19 protein-coding genes and 1 pseudogene are annotated in these 17,154 nt (G+C 33.3%); 6 read left to right on the forward strand and 14 right to left on the reverse strand.

What is annotated here, in order from left to right; all coding sequences use genetic code 11:
* Both ACN4EE_RS10020 and ACN4EE_RS10025 read left to right on the forward strand, forming a co-directional pair.
* Positions 1 to 1,134: RNA-guided endonuclease InsQ/TnpB family protein (locus tag ACN4EE_RS10020; protein WP_431706301.1), on the forward strand; the 1,134-nt coding region annotated here is incomplete at its 5' end.
* Positions 1,135 to 1,237: 103 nt separating this feature from the next.
* Positions 1,238 to 1,522, forward strand: a complete 285-nt coding sequence (locus ACN4EE_RS10025) for a hypothetical protein (RefSeq protein ID WP_431706302.1) — start codon at positions 1,238 to 1,240, stop codon at positions 1,520 to 1,522.
* A 144-nt stretch (positions 1,523 to 1,666) separates the two neighbouring features.
* Here the strand turns inward: ACN4EE_RS10025 and ACN4EE_RS10030 are convergent, their stop codons facing one another.
* The 4 genes from ACN4EE_RS10030 to ACN4EE_RS10045 all read right to left on the reverse strand — a co-directional run bounded on the left by ACN4EE_RS10030 (position 1,667) and on the right by ACN4EE_RS10045 (position 5,622).
* Entirely contained in the window at positions 1,667 to 2,536 is an 870-nt protein-coding gene (locus ACN4EE_RS10030; RefSeq protein ID WP_431706303.1) for a hypothetical protein, read from the reverse strand.
* Between the two features lie 847 nt (positions 2,537 to 3,383).
* Positions 3,384 to 4,553, reverse strand: a complete 1,170-nt coding sequence (gene dxr, locus ACN4EE_RS10035; protein WP_431706304.1) for a 1-deoxy-D-xylulose-5-phosphate reductoisomerase — start codon at positions 4,551 to 4,553, stop codon at positions 3,384 to 3,386.
* Between the two features lie 111 nt (positions 4,554 to 4,664).
* A complete protein-coding gene (locus ACN4EE_RS10040) occupies positions 4,665 to 4,946 on the reverse strand; it encodes a hypothetical protein (RefSeq protein ID WP_431706305.1) in 282 nt (93 codons plus the stop codon).
* 301 nt (positions 4,947 to 5,247) lie between these two features.
* Positions 5,248 to 5,622 carry an ArsR/SmtB family transcription factor gene (locus ACN4EE_RS10045; protein WP_431706336.1) on the reverse strand — a complete coding sequence of 125 codons (375 nt, stop codon included), beginning with the start codon at positions 5,620 to 5,622 and terminating at the stop codon, positions 5,248 to 5,250.
* 353 nt (positions 5,623 to 5,975) lie between these two features.
* Here ACN4EE_RS10045 and ACN4EE_RS10050 point away from each other — a divergent pair, with 353 nt between their 5' ends.
* From ACN4EE_RS10050 to pyrR, 3 genes are all read left to right on the forward strand, one after another.
* Positions 5,976 to 7,682 carry an ABC1 kinase family protein gene (locus ACN4EE_RS10050; protein ID WP_431706337.1) on the forward strand — a complete coding sequence of 569 codons (1,707 nt, stop codon included), beginning with the start codon at positions 5,976 to 5,978 and terminating at the stop codon, positions 7,680 to 7,682.
* A 32-nt stretch (positions 7,683 to 7,714) separates the two neighbouring features.
* Positions 7,715 to 8,443, forward strand: a complete 729-nt coding sequence (locus tag ACN4EE_RS10055; RefSeq protein ID WP_431706306.1) for a PP2C family protein-serine/threonine phosphatase — start codon at positions 7,715 to 7,717, stop codon at positions 8,441 to 8,443.
* Between the two features lie 172 nt (positions 8,444 to 8,615).
* Positions 8,616 to 9,149, forward strand: coding sequence for a bifunctional pyr operon transcriptional regulator/uracil phosphoribosyltransferase PyrR (pyrR, locus tag ACN4EE_RS10060; protein WP_431706307.1), 534 nt, complete (start codon positions 8,616 to 8,618; stop codon positions 9,147 to 9,149).
* A 7-nt stretch (positions 9,150 to 9,156) separates the two neighbouring features.
* On the opposite strand, the gene ACN4EE_RS10065 is transcribed toward pyrR, so the two are convergent.
* The 5 genes from ACN4EE_RS10065 to ACN4EE_RS10085 form a co-directional block, all read right to left on the reverse strand.
* Complete coding sequence (locus tag ACN4EE_RS10065; RefSeq protein ID WP_431706308.1) at positions 9,157 to 9,426, reverse strand: type II toxin-antitoxin system RelE family toxin; 270 nt, start codon at positions 9,424 to 9,426, stop codon at positions 9,157 to 9,159.
* Positions 9,423 to 9,626, reverse strand: coding sequence for a hypothetical protein (locus ACN4EE_RS10070; protein ID WP_431706309.1), 204 nt, complete (start codon positions 9,624 to 9,626; stop codon positions 9,423 to 9,425). Before ACN4EE_RS10070 ends, ACN4EE_RS10065 begins: the two co-directional genes overlap by 4 nt.
* 325 nt (positions 9,627 to 9,951) lie before the next feature.
* Positions 9,952 to 10,062 carry a cytochrome b6-f complex subunit PetM gene (gene petM / locus ACN4EE_RS10075; protein ID WP_431706310.1) on the reverse strand — a complete coding sequence of 37 codons (111 nt, stop codon included), beginning with the start codon at positions 10,060 to 10,062 and terminating at the stop codon, positions 9,952 to 9,954.
* Positions 10,063 to 10,164: 102 nt separating this feature from the next.
* A complete protein-coding gene (locus ACN4EE_RS10080) occupies positions 10,165 to 11,895 on the reverse strand; it encodes a serine/threonine-protein kinase (protein ID WP_431706311.1) in 1,731 nt (576 codons plus the stop codon).
* A gap of 106 nt (positions 11,896 to 12,001) precedes the next feature.
* A complete protein-coding gene (locus ACN4EE_RS10085; protein WP_431706312.1) occupies positions 12,002 to 13,252 on the reverse strand; it encodes a sensor histidine kinase in 1,251 nt (416 codons plus the stop codon).
* 176 nt (positions 13,253 to 13,428) lie between these two features.
* Here ACN4EE_RS10085 and ACN4EE_RS10090 point away from each other — a divergent pair.
* Positions 13,429 to 14,000: pseudogene (locus ACN4EE_RS10090) on the forward strand (Uma2 family endonuclease).
* Between the two features lie 179 nt (positions 14,001 to 14,179).
* Here ACN4EE_RS10090 and ACN4EE_RS10095 read toward each other — a convergent pair.
* The 5 genes from ACN4EE_RS10095 to ACN4EE_RS10115 all read right to left on the reverse strand — a co-directional run bounded on the left by ACN4EE_RS10095 (position 14,180) and on the right by ACN4EE_RS10115 (position 17,113).
* Positions 14,180 to 14,944, reverse strand: a complete 765-nt coding sequence (locus tag ACN4EE_RS10095; protein WP_431706313.1) for a Uma2 family endonuclease — start codon at positions 14,942 to 14,944, stop codon at positions 14,180 to 14,182.
* Between the two features lie 162 nt (positions 14,945 to 15,106).
* On the reverse strand, positions 15,107 to 15,436 hold the full coding sequence (locus ACN4EE_RS10100; protein WP_431706314.1) for a XisI protein: 330 nt from the start codon (positions 15,434 to 15,436) through the stop codon (positions 15,107 to 15,109).
* The gene (locus tag ACN4EE_RS10105; RefSeq protein WP_431706315.1) at positions 15,424 to 15,840 is read right to left on the reverse strand and encodes a XisH family protein; all 417 of its coding nucleotides are present in this window, start codon (positions 15,838 to 15,840) and stop codon (positions 15,424 to 15,426) included. Before ACN4EE_RS10105 ends, ACN4EE_RS10100 begins: the two co-directional genes overlap by 13 nt.
* Positions 15,841 to 15,931: 91 nt before the next feature.
* Positions 15,932 to 16,216, reverse strand: coding sequence for a circadian clock KaiB family protein (locus ACN4EE_RS10110; protein WP_431706316.1), 285 nt, complete (start codon positions 16,214 to 16,216; stop codon positions 15,932 to 15,934).
* Between the two features lie 3 nt (positions 16,217 to 16,219).
* Positions 16,220 to 17,113, reverse strand: coding sequence for a response regulator transcription factor (locus ACN4EE_RS10115; RefSeq protein ID WP_431706317.1), 894 nt, complete (start codon positions 17,111 to 17,113; stop codon positions 16,220 to 16,222).
* Between the last annotated feature and the right edge of the window lie 41 nt (positions 17,114 to 17,154).

Here is a 17,154-nt window from a genome sequence, read left to right on the forward strand (position 1 = left end):
CTGGCAGAACGAAAAGATTGGATAAAATCGAGGAAGTCTCCTGTTGATCAATGCTCGTTGGTTAATGAGTATATTATTCCTGCGGAAACGAAATATCCCGACTATTACTACCAAAAGCGTCAATTGACGGAAGCAAAAAAAGAAAATCCTGAATTAAAAGAAGTACCCTCTCAGGTTCTTCAAGAGGTTGTTGGTAAAGTAGATAAGGCTTTCAGGTCTTTTCATAATAGAGGGTATGGTTTTCCCCGTTTTCGTAAAAGGATTCGCTCAATGGTGTTTCCTCAATTTAAGACTAATCCTATTGTTGGTAATCAAATCAAATTGCCGAAAATTGGCGATATTGAAATTAACTTGCATCGACCGATTCCCGAAGGATTCGTAGTTAAGCAAGTCCAAGTAGTGAATAAAGCATCAGGTTGGTACGTCATTTGTACAATCGAGTCTGAGGGAAATATCCCTGACCCAATTCCAGATTTAGCTTATTCTAGTCTAGGTATTGATTTGGGTTTTTCTAGCCTTGTAGCTACATCCAGAAATGAAATTATTGATAGACCTAAGTTTTTAATCAGCTTACAAAGCAAGTTGACATCACTGCAACGTGAGCTAAAAGACAAAGTAAAAGGTTCTAATAATTGGAAAAAAGCCTGTAAGAAAATTGCACAGTTACACGAATATATCCACAGAGTCAGGAAAGATTATCATTTTAAACTAGCTCATTATTTGTGTGATCAAGCCAAGATGATTTTCATAGAAGCCATAGACTTTAAGTCATGGGGAAGGGGGATGTTGCGTAAACACTCCCTAGACTTTGCCTTTGGTGCTTTTGTCGATATTCTGACTCTAGTAGCAAAAAAAAGAGACGTATATCTTCTCAAAGTAGATAAAGATTATACGTCTCAAACTTGTCCAAATTGCAATACTCTTACAGGAAAAAAAGATTTGAAAGAACGAGTCCATTGTTGTTCTGAGTGCGGTTTTACTATCGACAGAGATGTTGCCGCCGCTATGATAATAGAGCAACGTGGACTCCTAGCCGTTGGGCAGACGGTGTTGCAGTCTGTGAAGGAGAATGGTATCGGGGCTGTGGAGAAATCGACAGCTAGAACCACCCTGAGAAGCAGAAAATCCAAGTAGCGATATTTGGAAGCCCACGCCTGTACCTTAGGTCAGCGTGGGAGTGTCACGAGTAAGAGCAAATTACCCCTAATCAATTTTTTATCTTAATGAGAATTTTACCATGAGTACAGTAACAGATAATGACTTAAAAGAGTTAAGGGATTTAATTAACTCTAAATTTGAGCAAGTCGATCGAAACTTTGAAAAAATAGATAGTAAATTCGAGAAAATATTTGAGGAGTTAACTACTATCAAAGTTGAGATAGCTACCATTAAAAGCGATGTTAACGGATTAGGGAAAAGATTAGATAACCTTGAGTTTATCTCTCGGAGTGTAATTTATGGGATTTTAATTGCCTTTTTACTCGGATTAGCAAAAATACTTTATCCGAATCTACTTGGTTAAACTTTCTAAGAGGCAATATGACAGCCTCTTTATAAAAGAGTCTCAGATTCCGATAATAAGCGTTAGGGAGGATTAAATTCTTACAATTCAGATAGGAAAGCTATTAAAATCAATTGTGAAGACAGGTTTAATAATGTTCAACCCCTACGTTAACAAAAAAGTGTGTAAAAAACATTTTTTGATTACTTCCCGAAAATCTGTTACAGTATTTTTGATTTCTTCTGCTAAATCTTCAGCAAATTCATCGACGATCGATCTTTCTTGAAAAGCTAATTTTTGTAAATCTTTTTCCCATTTATTAATCATCTCAGGGCTAATATTTTCTTGATAATCTTCATTTTCTTTCACTCTAGTTTCCACTGAACCATCATAATTAATGGTTACTTCTCCTTCCATCATTTTAGTAATAAAATCTCCTGCTGACATCCCATTTTCTAAGGCTTTTATTTCAATTTGACTAATAACTTTTATGGGTAATTTTAAACTACCTTTTTTAAAAGTTTGCTCTCCAAAAACAATTCTTTCTATTCGATTTGCGGTAATTTTATCGGGGGTATAAGTATGTAAAACTTCTTGCCATTTTTCTATTAATTGCTCATCATTTAATTTGATTAATAAACGAGCTTGAGCTTCATTTTGGGGAATAATATCAAACCCTGCTTTTATTAGCTTAATAGCCACTCCTGATGATTCAATTACTTGATTTGCTCTCCATACAGGGTAGTAAACTGCTTTTTCACAGTAGCTTTTAAAGGAATCATAGCAATTTTTATATAGGCGATAATATTTAACTTGATATAGTTGAATGCCTAATTTTATATAGCTAATTCGATTATATTTAATACTATTAGTAAGGTAATCTAATTGATGATATTTTCCTTCTTCATTAATATAGTAACAATCTTCTAATATGGATTTATAGGGTTCTTTTATATTCTCCCAAAATAGTTCATTTTTATTATCTTCATCACTACTATACAGAAGTTCGATCGAACGATCGATATTTCTATTCATAGTATTTTTTGTCTTCAAATTGCTCATAGTTACATCAATTAATTTTACTCAATACACAGTACAAAAACAGTACTCATTTCTTCAGGGTTCATCATTATACATCTTTTCTTGCTACTTTAAATAGTAATAATTAAAAAAAATTTAATGGTATTTTTTAAACAATTAATTTAAAAAGTTATTAAGTACAAAGTGAAGAATATTGAGAAAATTTATTAGTTTTTTTTATTAAATATAATCAAAGATCAAAATATACAAATTTTACACTAGGCATAGTGTGAAGAAAAAAATACTCACCTATATTTAGGAGTTAACAAAAATCAGTTTGATGCTTTACTTGAGACGAAAAGGCAATTTAAGAGTTTACGAAATTTTGACTGAGTAGGGGAATCTATATAAACCCCTACATTATTTATCGTTAAATGGAAATAAAACTTGACAAAAAGTAGATTTTGTGCAATATAACTAGCCTAGAGCTGATAAGGTTAACACTACTCGCTTTGCAATAAATTGACAAAGCTAACAGCGAAAATCGACTAAAGTGATTTGATAAACATTGTTTTTAATTAAAATATTTCAGCAATACGTTTTTATTCCTGAATTTAGTCGCTTTAGCAGACTTGTGCTATAAGCCATGAAATTTATTTCTTGGCAGGTTATGATACACTACCTACAGTTATCGTTTATTTACAAATTGTTAATTTTCTAAAAATCAAGGGATTGAGATTCCTTCGCTACGCTCAGAATGACAGAATATCGTTATTGGCGCGTAAGTGCTATGTAACAAAATATTTTGCTAATATATTCATTTATTCTTGGCTAGATTACAAGATATTATTTATAAAATTCATCAGGCTAACACGGGAATTTGCTGTAAAACCTGTTGCCTTGCCCATTGATCAGCGTGTAAAATGTCATCTAAACTAGGATTAGATGTATTCTGACTCGAAAAACGATCGCATACAGACTCAATAATGCGGGGAATATCGAGAAAACCGATTTTTTCCTGTAAAAATAATGCCACAACTTGCTCATTTGCCGCATTCAATACCGCAGGAAGACAACCTCCAGCCCTTCCTGCTTCGTAGGCTAACTGCATACATGGATATTTGTTGTGATCTGGTTCACGGAAGGTTAAACTACCTACTTTCACTAAGTCTAAAGTTTCCCAGTTGGTAGGGATTCGATCGGGATAAGATAAGGCATAGAGTAGGGGTAAACGCATATCTGCCCACCCTAACTGAGCTAGTACGGATGTATCCTGTAGCTCGATCATCGAATGTATGATACTTTGAGGGTGAATGACGATCTCAATATCATCATAGTCTAAACCGAATAAATAATGAGCTTCGATGACTTCTAAACCCTTATTCATTAAAGTAGCAGAATCGATCGTGATTTTTTGTCCCATTGACCAGTTAGGATGTTTTAAGGCATCTTTAACAGTTACACTAGCCAATTTCTCTACGGGTAAGTCACGAAATGAGCCACCAGAAGCGGTTAAAATGATTTTGCGTAAGCCTTTTTCGGGTACACCTTGTAAACATTGAAAAATAGCTGAATGTTCGGAGTCGGCGGGTAATAATTTAACTCCGTACTCTTTCACTAAGGGTAACACCACAGGCGCCCCTGCTATCAGAGTTTCTTTATTAGCTAAAGCGATGTCTTTTCCTGCTTTAATGGCGGTGATGGTGGGTAATAATCCTGCACATCCTACAATACCAGTAACAACGCTTTGGGCGTTACCATAACTAGCTACCTCACAAATTGCCTCTTTTCCTGCTAAGAGAATGGGTTGTTGAGGGTAATCTGCTATGAGACTTTTCAATTCTAATAGTTTATCAGGGTTTTGAATTGCCACGATTTCGGGCTTAAATTCTCGAATTTGTTCCGCTAAAAGGGTGATATTATTACCGGCGGCTAAACCCACTACTTGAAATCGATCGGGATTTTCTCTTACTATATCTAAAGTTTGAGTTCCGATCGAGCCTGTTGAACCTAGTATAGAAATTAGTTTCATAAATCATTATATAAATTTTATGATCAATATCTTACCTGAGTTCGACATAAAATTTTTTGGTTGTGCAAAACTTGCCTCGCTTCACCAAGAGATTTTTTGCTCTGTTTTTTCCTAGATATTGTCTATTTTTTCTAATTGCCAGAGAATTTGATTGCCTTCCCGTCTTACCCTTGACACAATCCAGTTACGCCACGACCATTCTTCTCCTCTACTGGTGACAGCACTAGCATTTATATCCATTAAATCGGCTAATTCTGAACTGGTAATTAAATATCCATGACGAGAAATCTCTTCAGCAATTTGTAAAGTCTCGATCGTATTTTTTAACTGTTTTACCCTTTCATCACGATTTAAAGATATTTCTTCTACACAATTAATTAAAGATTCATTCATAATTTTAAATTGGTAATCTTCGCTACAATTTTTGTTTTTTTAACATTGACTTATTTTTCATAATAATAGATTTTAGTAAATAAATGATAATTTTTTATACAAATCTTGTCTATATTCATCAATTTAAACTATAAAATGACAAAAATGACATTTTTATCTTCAGTATTTATCTGAGCTTAATAAAATTGTTTTTGTTAAATATAAAGTTAAGATAAAGTTGCGTACATATACTTAAAAAATGATTTCTTCTTAAATTTAATCAATATAAACATTAATAATTGATGCCCACTAAATATGATGATTAACTATCAATTTTATTTTGTGTCAATTTGATTTGAGATAATTGTTTGTATTGTTCCTGAAACTGAATAGATAGTGAGCTACAAACTAGGTCGCATAGCTGAAATACGAAAGGGTTGCTAATATGATAATAAACGTTAATACCTTTTTGACTACGGGTAACAATTCCCGCCTGTGCTAACATTTTAAGGTGTTTAGATACATTTGCTTGACCTAGATTTGTCTGTTCAATAATTTCTGACACATTTTTAGCTCCACTTCTGAGGCAACACACAATATTGAGGCGACTGCTTTCGGATAAGACTTTAAAAAAATCCGCAACTAATCCTAACGCTGAAGGGGGCATCTGTGCCATTAAACATTCTTGAGATGACATAGCATTATGATTATTTGTCATAGTGAGTAAATCTTGATTATTCATAATTTTAATCGATCGAACTAAATTCACCATATCATTATATAGTAAATTAAACTGTATCAAGTTTCGATCGAACTTACCACAACCAGAATATTTCTATGGGATAATAGAGAAAGTGGTAATCAATTAATCCAAACTGAGAAAATAAAGATATAATTTGTAACAAAACCATTAAGAAATATTGAGAAAAAGTCATCATTATTCTAAATTCTCTCTATCTCTGATTCTGTCATCATAAAACCTTATTATATATATCAGTGTCATCAGCATATTCTAATAGTCAAAAATATTTATCCTCCAATCCAGACTTTATGCCCACGCCCTTAAATAATAAACCAGAAGCGGGGAAAAAAGTATATCGTTGGAATCGTGACAATTATTCTAGTCTGCGTCGGCGTATCGATATTTGGACTTTTGTGCTTATTCTTTTATTCAAACTGTGGCGCAATAGCAAAAAATGGACTTATGCCAATGGTTACACCGAAGAAAAACGATCGAACCGTCGCCGTATTCAAGCAGGATGGATTCGGGAAAACTTACTCGAATTGGGTCCCACATTCATTAAAGTAGGACAACTGTTCTCTACGAGGGCGGATATTTTTCCTGCGGAATATGTGGAAGAATTATCTAAGTTACAAGATCGAGTACCAGCTTTCAGTTTTGAACAAGTTAGCGCCATTATTGAAAAAGATTTAGGTAAACCTCTGAATAAATTATTTCGTAGTTTTGATCCTACACCTTTGGCGGCGGCTAGTTTAGGGCAAGTTCACAAGGCTTTATTATATTCAGGGGAAGAAGTTGTTGTTAAAATTCAGCGCCCCGGTTTACCTCAACTATTTACCATTGATTTGGCTATCCTCAAGCAAATAACACGCTATTTTCAAAATCATCCTCGTTGGGGTAAGGGTAGAGATTGGTTGGGCATTTATGAAGAATGTTGTCGTATTTTATGGGAGGAAACGGATTATTTAAACGAAGGACAAAATGCTGATACTTTTCGCCGTAATTTTCGTACTGCTGATTGGGTAAAAGTACCGAAAGTTTATTGGCGTTATACCTCTCCTCGTGTCCTCACTTTAGAGTATATGCCGGGCATCAAAATTAGTCACTATGAGGCTTTGGAAGCGGCAGGACTCGATCGAAAAATCTTAGCTAAATTGGGGGCTAGGGCATATTTACAACAGTTACTCAATGATGGTTTTTTCCATGCCGATCCGCACCCCGGTAACTTGGCTGTAGCTGGAGATGGTGCTTTAATCTTCTATGATTTTGGCATGATGGGGCAACTTAAGAGTAATGTGAAAGAAAAACTGATCGAAATGTTATTCGGTGTCACGGAAAAAAATGCCGATCGAGTAGTTTCTGCTTTAATAGACTTAGAAGCCTTAGCAGTAATGGATGATCCAGGACCTGTAAGACGTTCAGTACAATTCATGTTAGATAATTTTATGGATAAACCCTTCGAGGAACAATCCATCGGTAAAATTAGTGAAGATTTGTACGAAATCGCCTATGATCAACCTTTTCGTTTTCCTGCTACATTTACCTTTGTAATGAGAGCATTTTCCACTTTAGAAGGTGTAGGGAAAGGATTAGACCCAGAATTTAACTTTATGGAGGTAGCACAACCTTTTGCTTTACAAGTAATGAATGATTTTAATGAAAATGGTGTCGGAAAGTCAATTTTTGATGAGATTAGTCGTCAAGCCTTTCAAGTTAGTAACACTGCTTTGAGTCTTCCTAGACGATTAGAAGATACAATAGAGAAATTAGAACGAGGGGATATCCGTTTACGGGTTCGATCGTTAGAGTCGGAAAGACTATTACGCCGTGTCGCCAGTATGCAAATGGCAACGAATTATAGTTTATTTATGAGTGCATTAATTCTATCTAGTACTATACTGGTTGTAAACGGACTTTGGCAGTGGGCGATCGTGGTTGCTGTTGTCAGTATTTTTCCGACTTTTTCTTTGTTCCGATTATTAAGACAATTAGATAAATTCGATCGCAAACTATAATAAAATATTGCAAGTAAAAATCAGATTAACCTATGAAATGTGCATTTGCTGGTTTAACCGACCCCGGATTAGTTAGACCTTATAATCAAGATAACCATTATATTGACCCAGAGGGTAGATTTTTTATCTTAGCCGATGGTATGGGTGGCCACGCTGGGGGGGAAGAAGCCAGTCGCATCGCCACACAGGTAATTAAAGACTATTTAGCAGACAATTGGGAAGCCCCCATAGAGTCTTATGATCTCTTAGAAAAAGCCATTTATCAAGCCAATGAAGGCATTTTAGAAGATCAGGCTGTGAATCCCCAACGAGCAGACATGGGAACTACCCTTGTCATGATAATATTTAGAAATGGAGAAACTTGGCGAGCCCATGTGGGAGATTCTCGTCTTTATCGTTTAAGGGGAGAAACCTTAGAACAAGTGACTCTTGATCACACATGGATTTCTCAGGCGATTCGTGCAGGAGAAATAACTCCCGATGACGCTAAACATCACCCTTGGAGGCACGTTTTATCCCAGTGTTTAGGCAGACGGGATTTATACGAAGGTATTGATATTCAACAAATAGAAGAAACCCTCTCAGGCGATCGATTTTTGTTGTGTAGTGATGGTTTAACAGAAGAAGTGTCAGACGAGTTAATCAGTAAATCTTTAGGCACTCCCGAAGACTTACAAGAAGCCGCCAGTTTATTAGTCCAAAATGCGAAAGACGGAGGCGGTTCGGATAACATTACCGTTGTTTTAGTCGCAGTGGAGTAAGAAGGGCAAAGGGCAAAGGGCAAAAGTAATAAGAAATGTAGGGGTTTAATATATTAAACCCACCCCCACCAAAAAACTATAATTATTTCCTCCCCCTAACCCCCTTAACAAAGGGGGAACTCTAAATTCTACCAGAAGGGCAACATTGTTAATTGTTAATTGTTAATTATTTATGTCTAGCCAAATTATCGAAATATTATCGGCTGACGAAATTCGCCGTACTTTAACTCGTTTAGCTTCTCAAATTGTGGAGGAAGCCTCAGATTTATCTCAAGTAGTCTTATTGGGAATTTATACGAGAGGTGTACCCCTTGCCCATTTATTGGCTACTCAAATTGAAATGATTGAAGGGGTTAAAGTACCCGTAGGTGCGATCGATATTACCTTTTATCGAGATGACTTAGATAAGATTAAGACTCGTACCCCCGAAAGAACGGAAATCCCCTTCGATTTGACGGGTAAAATTGTGGTGTTGGTGGATGATGTGATTTATAAGGGTAGAACGATTCGTGCCGCTTTAAATGCCGTGAGTGAATATGGGCGCCCCGAAATTATTAAATTAGTAGTACTGGTCGATCGAGGTCATCGACAATTACCGATACATCCCGACTTCATCGGCAAATCGTTACCAACGGCGAAGGAAGAACAAGTTAAGGTATATGTGGATTCGATCGACGGTAGAGATGCCGTAGAATTGATTAAATAGTTTTTATTTAAGGGAAAAAACGGTATATTTCTTTACGATGTAAAACCCTAGAAAATATAATTTTATCTTCTTCTAAAAAAAATCCTATTCTATAATCTCCAACCCTGATACGATAGGCATTATCATCACCTTTAATTTTCTTAACATTACCAATAGTAGTCAAATTTTCAGTGTTGGGTATTTCTATCATTACTAAAGTTTTAATTTTGCTGTAAATAGGATTACTTTTTAGCTTTTTTAAGTCTTTAATAAAACTGGGTAAATATTCTGTTTTCATTCTTTTTCTAATTCTTCTAATGCTGATTCCAAACTTAATGGTTGTTCATTTTTTGTTGTTAACATAGCTTGATATAAACCTTCATCTTCTAGCATTTCCAATAAATATTGATAGTCGTTAAAATCTAAAATTACTTTACGAATATTACCATCTATATCAGTAATTAATTCTTGGGCAAACGGATAATTTTTGGTATTCATATTTTTTTAAATTTTTCTTGTATTTATCAATTTTTGATTCGTAGGGATTGAATAGTATTCAACCCAATAAGGTTAAGGCTAATATTGTATTTAATCTCTTATATTTGTAAATTATCCAAATATTGCCCACAAATAAGTTAAGGTATCTTTAGATTCGATCGACGGTAGGGATGCTGTAGAGTTGATAAAATAGGATCTGCTGAATAAATCGGCAGATTATAACAATTGTATTAATCTCAATACCTAGATTTTTGATTTATTAAAACTATTAACTATTCATTATTAACTATTCACTATCCTTATCAAAAGACTTTTTAAGCAGACCCTATTTAGATTCTCCAGTTAATTTTAATAAAAGAAAACCCCATGCTAAACCAACTAAAACAACTCCAAAACAAAGAATTGCCCCATTAAACAACATACTTTCAGCCGTCATTAATTTGTCTCCAATATAATAAATTTATTCGTATTTTTATTAGTTTATCTTAGCTTAGAACAAGAATCAATCACCAAAATACTTTTTCATCAATCTTCCTAATTAATGATAAATACGTTTTTCTTGTCCGTTTTCTGTATTGACAATAACTAAAATTTTATCATCTTTTAAAGATTCGATCGAACTGATAGATAAATTAAGATTAGTTTCCCCTAAATAATCTCCTTTCGTATCTAACAAAGCAATATTTCCTTGATGACTAGCACAAATAAAACCGTTATCTCTACAAATCCAAAAATCAGCTTTAAAATTAAGAGGAATACGACGAATAGCAAAAGGATATAAATTAATTAAAATTAAATTATTTGTTTGTTTTTCTCTAGTTAAAAAAGTATTAGTTACTTTCTGATGATAGACTAAAGAATGTAACGATAAAGAGATAATATAAGCATCGTACCAGTTTCCTCGTCGATTGAAAAATCTGAGAAATGTTTGATTTTTGTCAATCTCTAATTGATCATAAATTGCTACACCATGATTATTGTCCAAACTAAGAATTTGTTTTGGGAGAAAATCCTTAACTAAATTAAGGATAACATTGCCATTTTTTGTATTGATAATTTGAAAACCCTGCTCATTATCGAAAGTATTATTAAGGGCAATCCATGAATAATTATTCGGTATAGCATAGGCAAAAGATTCGCTTTTTATTTCTCTTAAATTTGTTTTTTGATTGCCACAATGGAAGAAAGAATATTGATAATAATTATTAGGATTCTGTGTCACAACAATACACCCATCTTCTACTGATTTTATCTCAATAATTTTATCGTCAAATTGATGTTTAATAATATCTTTTATTTCTATGTTATTAGAAAGATGATCATAAGATTGAATTAAGAGAGATTTTTTAGTGGCTAAATACAGAAAATTATCTTTTACAGCTACATAATTAATCGGCTCTTGGATAGACTCTTGATAAACTAAATTTAGAGAAATTGACTGATAAGGAATAGTACTATATAAAGATTGATTATATACTTGCAATTCTAAAGTTGCCCTTAATATAGCTGTTTTCATTTCTTGGGCGGTGCGAAAACGATGCTGAGGTAATTTTTGTAAGGCTTCTTTGAGAATTTGGGCTAAAGATTCAGGTATCTCAGGAGGAATTTTCGGAGCAAGATTCAAATGTTGAATCATAATTTCATTTGGGCTACCACTAAAAGGGCGATAACCGATGAGTATTTCATATAGCATAATTCCTATAGCGTAGAGATCAGAACTATAGGAGTATTTACCATAGAATTGCTCAGGTGCCATATAAGCGGGTGAACCAGTATCCCCTATATTACTACTAACATTGACATCTTCTAATTCGATTTTAGCTACTCCAAAGTCCGAAATTTTCGCTTTCCATCCCCCCGAAGTGACGCAGAGTAAAATATTTTCTGGTTTTAAATCTCGATGTATAATTCCTTCTATATGAGCTTGATTTAAGCCTTCTAAAATATCAGTAATAATTTTTAATTTTTGTTCTAAACTAAGTTCGATCGAGGTTTCTAATAAATCTCTTAAAGTACCGCCTTCACAGTATTCTGTGACTAAATAACGTCCTTTAGAGTTATGTTCAATACCTTTACAAGTAACAATATTAGGATGCTCTAAACTCAGAAGAATGCGCATTTCTCGGAGAAATTTTTTAGTAGAAAATTTGCGAGGATTTAATTCTTTTAAAGCAACTAATTCTCCTGTTTGACGATGAATTGCGGTGTAAACTTTCCCAAATTGTCCTTCACCCACTAAATTCAATATTTTATAATTAGAATTGTCCATAATCGCAATACTTTTATTAGTGAAAATAATGTGATTGATTATACATCTTTATCGTTTTTTTCTTCTCCGTGAAAATAACTATTTTATCTTGTTTGCTCTTCTGTTTTTAGACGAGGGGAATGAATAAAGAGAATTGTGTGCCTAAATTTTCTTGATTTTTAACCCAATTATAAGGGCTAATTAAACTAATTTTTACTCCTATTTTATCACATAATTCTTTCACGATCGAAAGTCCTAAACCAGTACCATAAATTTCGCCTTGTTGTTGTATTCCCCGATAATGTCTTTCAAAAATATGAGGTTGATCTTCTAAAGGAATACCATAACCTGTATCAGTAATTTTGATAATTAATTCTTCGGTATTTTGCTCTATTTCTACCATTATTTTGCCATTATCTGGAGTATATTTAACAGCATTTTCGAGGATATTATTTAAAATTTCTTTTAAGGCTTTTTCATTACTTAAAATTAAGGGAAAAGAATCATAATTTTGATAAAAAACTTTAATATTTTTTTCTTCTGCTATGACTTTAATAGAGTTAATTAAAGGGTTAATAATTTTATTTATATCCAAAGATTCTAAGGCTTCAATTTTTTCCGTTAAAAAGAAGCTACTGTTACCCTCATTTAAGGTAATAATCTCGTCATTATTTACCTCCTCCCACTGTTGAGAAAAATCGGCGATTAAGTCTTTCATTCGATCGCTCTCTCTGATAATATTTTCGGTAATTTGATAATTTTTGTCATCGGGAAATAAACGTTTTAACAATAATTTACCAAAAGTACGAATAGCGGTTAAGGGATTGCGTAATTGATGTAAAAAATCGTCCAGATGATCATGTTCGATCGATCTTAATTGTTGTATCTGAGATAATTTAATCTGGGTTAATTGTTGTTGTTGCTCCAGAAAACGAGCTAGAGTAATAGTGAGGGCAATATCTTTTATTTGTAAAACCTCGGAATCTTGCCAAGGATTAGTGTTTCTTTTTATCGCTAATAAACCAAAAACAATATTTTGATAAATCAGAGGTAAAATTAATTGATGGGGTGAATAAGTATTAGGAATATAACGGATAATTTCTTGGGGTAATAAAGAATCTTCTAAGACTTGACTATAGTTATAGGAATCATAATTAGCATGATCTTCAGGTAAATAAAATAACGATTTAATATAGTTATTATAGGCAGTATCGGGATAGATAAAAATGGGAATTAAGTTAGTTTTATCTACATTATTATTAGTTAAATAAATTACCATTTCTTGCACAAAAAAACTATTGATGAGTACAGTTAATTGGGCATGACATAAACTCACAAATTCTTGACTAATATTAATATCTTCTTCATATTCTCTCATAAGCTAAATGTTGGGAAAATGAAATTGTATATCCCCTGACATAAGATTTTGTTTTTTCTTTATTTTGTTCACTTTATCACGATTTGTGTTTTTTGCATAAATTCGATCGAGTCTTACCTTTCAATATTTTTTGCGATAAAGTAAAGTTATCCGTGTTTTAGTATAGCTAATTTAACATGATTATTACTCTTGAACCCACTAGGGAAACATCTTTAAGTTTAGATGAGTTTTTGAAACTCCCCGAAACCAAGCCCTATAGTGAATATATTGATGAAAAAATACAAGAAAAGCCCATACCTCAAGGACAACATAGCGTTTTACAAGGTCGTTTAGTTACCATTATTAATGATAAGGTTTTAGCAACGAAAATTGCCCATGCTTTCCCTGAATTGCGATGTACTTTTGGAGGACGATCGATCGTACCAGATATATCGGTTTTTACTAGGCAACGTATTCCTAAAGATGAAAAAGGAAGAATCGCTAATCGTTTTGAAACTTATCCAGACTGGGTAATTGAAATTTTATCACCTGAACAATCTGCTAATAAAGTGATGAGAAAAATTATATTTTGTCTTAATTAAGGAACACAGTTAGGATGGTTGATTGATACGGAAGATGAGTCCGTAATGATATTTAAGCCAATCAATTTCCCGAAATTAAAATAGAAAAGCAAATCTTACCTATGTTAGATGCTATTAAAGATTTAGAGTTATCCGTGGAGGAAATGTTTAACTGGTTGGCTATTTAGTTTTTATGTTTGTCCATTATGAGAGAAAATTTTAAAATTGAATAATGAAAATATAGACAAATATGGTTCTTCATTACTAAGTATGCAAATATATTTTCAGAAATACAGATCAATATTTTCTGCTTTCACTCTCTAGCATCTCGTGAAGAACCTTAATGTGTTAGTTTTGGGGATACCTATTAAGTATCAATACCAGCATTTCTCAATAACTCCTTTAATCGATCGATTTCTCGCTCAGCTTCATCAGCTCGTAGTTTTTCTTGTTCAGCCCGTAGTTTTTCTTGTTCAGCTCGTAGTTTTTCTTGTTCGGCTCGTAGTTTTTCTTGTTCACTAACTTCTTTATCAGTAGGTAATAAATCACCGTCTAAAGTTTGCCAACGTAACCAAGTAGTATCAATGTCTCGGTAAACTCCAGTCCAACGAACTAACGCTAATTGTAATTGTTCACTGATATAACGATTTTCAGAATCAAGGGTTAGGGGTTGATAGACTCCTTTTGACAGAGAAAAACCCGCCCAATCATCTGAATTAAAAGGATCATACCAAAAATATTCTGGTACTCTTAGGCGATTTTGATAAATTAGTTTTTTTCCATTTTTATCATAATTAGCCGTACTTTCCGATAACAATTCTATCACCACATCAGGGGCTTTTCCTTCTTCCCATACTACCCAACTTTTGCGTTCTTTTTTGGTGACATCTAAAACACAAAAAAAGTCTGGTCCTTTATAGTCATAGTTTTTTACTTGAGCTTGGCTAAAATAAACAAACATATTTCCCCCGATAAAACCATCTTCACGATTTTCTAGCCAAGGGTAAATAGTTTCTAAAAGTAAATCCATTTGATATTTATGCCGTAAAGTTTCCATATTTTCATTATCATCGTAGGGTAAATCATCTTGAGTAGGAAGATTGATCAGAGGTGTTGACGTTAAAGCAACCATAATTTTAAACTCCGAAATAAATTTTATTTGATGATAATTTCATTATGACAATATTTTCTATTTTTTCAAAAGGCTTGTATAACAAGGTTTCATTATTATATTCCCAACTCTTACCTATTGCCCATTCCCCCTCTCAATCAGTAAACTTAGATGCGTCCTAGCTTAACCAATAGCAAATTCTGTAAATTCTCGTTTATACGGTGCTTGAAAACCTAAAACAATATGTTCTTTTGAGACTCCTGCATTTAATAACTGATTTGCAATACCTACTTCTGTACCATCTCTTTGAATCCAAATTTTATCCCCTTTTAAGTCCACATGAATAATTACACCATAGATTCGTGTTTGATCATCCCAACCAATATGTAAAACCTGATAATGATGATTATGATCATCGAATATTAATTGAATTTCTGTATCACTTCGAGAATGATTAATCGAGTGTTCAGTTAAAATATTTTTGATTAATTGAATATAATCTATTCTTTCCATAAAATCACCTCTTGCTTAACGGAATCAAAAATCATTAATTTTATTTGGTATTCAGCAACAGAATTTTGCACAAATTGACGAGAAAAAAAATCTTCATAGGTATCTTTTGGAATTGCTAAATATAAAATTCGCTCTGGTTCTACCTGTTTTAATGCTAATCTATAATTGAGAAATTGACCTAGTGCTAAATGAAATTCTTTAACAGCAGAAGCTCCTAAAAAAGATTTGATCTCGATCGCTATTTTTTGACCTGATCTTTGTGCCGTAATTAATCTTTCTGCCCCTAAATCTATATAAAATTCAATATCATTGAGTTTGAGGTAAAAAGGATCGTGGGTTATAATCCAACCATCTTTTTCAATAGCGACAACCACAGCTTTATGAAATAAGTCTTTTGCTGACATTTTTATTTGTTCCGAATTTTAAATAGAATACACTTTTGATATTTTCTCCCTCCTCCTCCTCTTGTCTTCATAATTTTTCTGTAAATCAAATTTATTCGGGGTGTTTAGAAATAACGTCTAATCCACAAATGACTTTCTCACGGTTAGACAAATCCCCGATAATTCTCTGTAATGGAGGAGGTAACTGTTTAATCAGAGTGGGAGTAACTAATATTTTCTCTTTTTCTGCCCGTTGTGGCTCTTCTAATACATCAATAATTTCTACTTTATACTGGTTATTTAACTCCTCTTTGCATAATTTGAGTAGATTTGCGATCGCACGCTGAGAATTAAGAGAGTTGCCAGTGATATATAAACGTAAAATATAGTTGCTCATGAATTAAATGTTATCCAAATCAGGGGTAGAAATAATATTAAGATTGCTTAAACCAATATAATATTTACGATAATAAGAAGTTAAATAACCCATTAACTCTAATAATCTTAGCCTACCTTCATCAACGTATGCTTGAATTTTTGAAAGGTTAACATTTTGAGTCTTTTCTTTTAATGCTTTTGTATGAATGTCAACTACATCCCTAGGACTGGCTTTAAAAAATCCTAACTTACTAGCTAATTCTCGTAACTGTTCAGAAATATCATGATTTACTCGAAAAGCTCTTTCTTCTAAGGCTAAATCTAATAATTCCCCATATTTTTCACTCAATTCGGCAAAAACATCGGGAATACCCTCTTTTAATGACTCCGATGCGAACATTCTCGCCGTAATACTCGGTTGAATGGAATTAGCTAAATTTTCTAAACTGGCAAATTCGTCTATTTGTTGCTGTTGCTGTTTTAATTGAGCTATTTTTTCAATATATTGTTGTCGCTCGATCGCAAGACGAAGGGCATAAACTAAGAGGTTTGTATCCAAATCTTTTTTACGCAGATAACCATTAGCGCCCATTTGAAATGCTCTAACTATAATATTTTCTTCTTGTTCATGGTTCGCTGTTTGAACAATAATAGGAGTATCGGGAGCATTTTCTTTAATTTTTAAGAGGGATTCCATACCTTTACCATCGGGCAACATTAAATCCAGTAAGATGGCATCAAATTCTTGATGATTAAGTAGGGTAATGGCTTGGGTTAAATTATCGACTAAAGAGACATTAAAAGAGAATCCCTCCGCTAAAACTGATGTATGGGAATTGGAGAGTAAACTTTGAATGAGTTGAGCATTAACGGCATTATCTTCTACTAACAAGATTTCATAGACACTATTTGACATATTTTCATTGATTTTAGGTTTATAGTATTCAATTTTGAATA

The organism is Geminocystis sp. CENA526 (genome assembly GCF_050753365.1).
Taxonomy (GTDB): Bacteria; Cyanobacteriota; Cyanobacteriia; order Cyanobacteriales; family Cyanobacteriaceae; genus Geminocystis.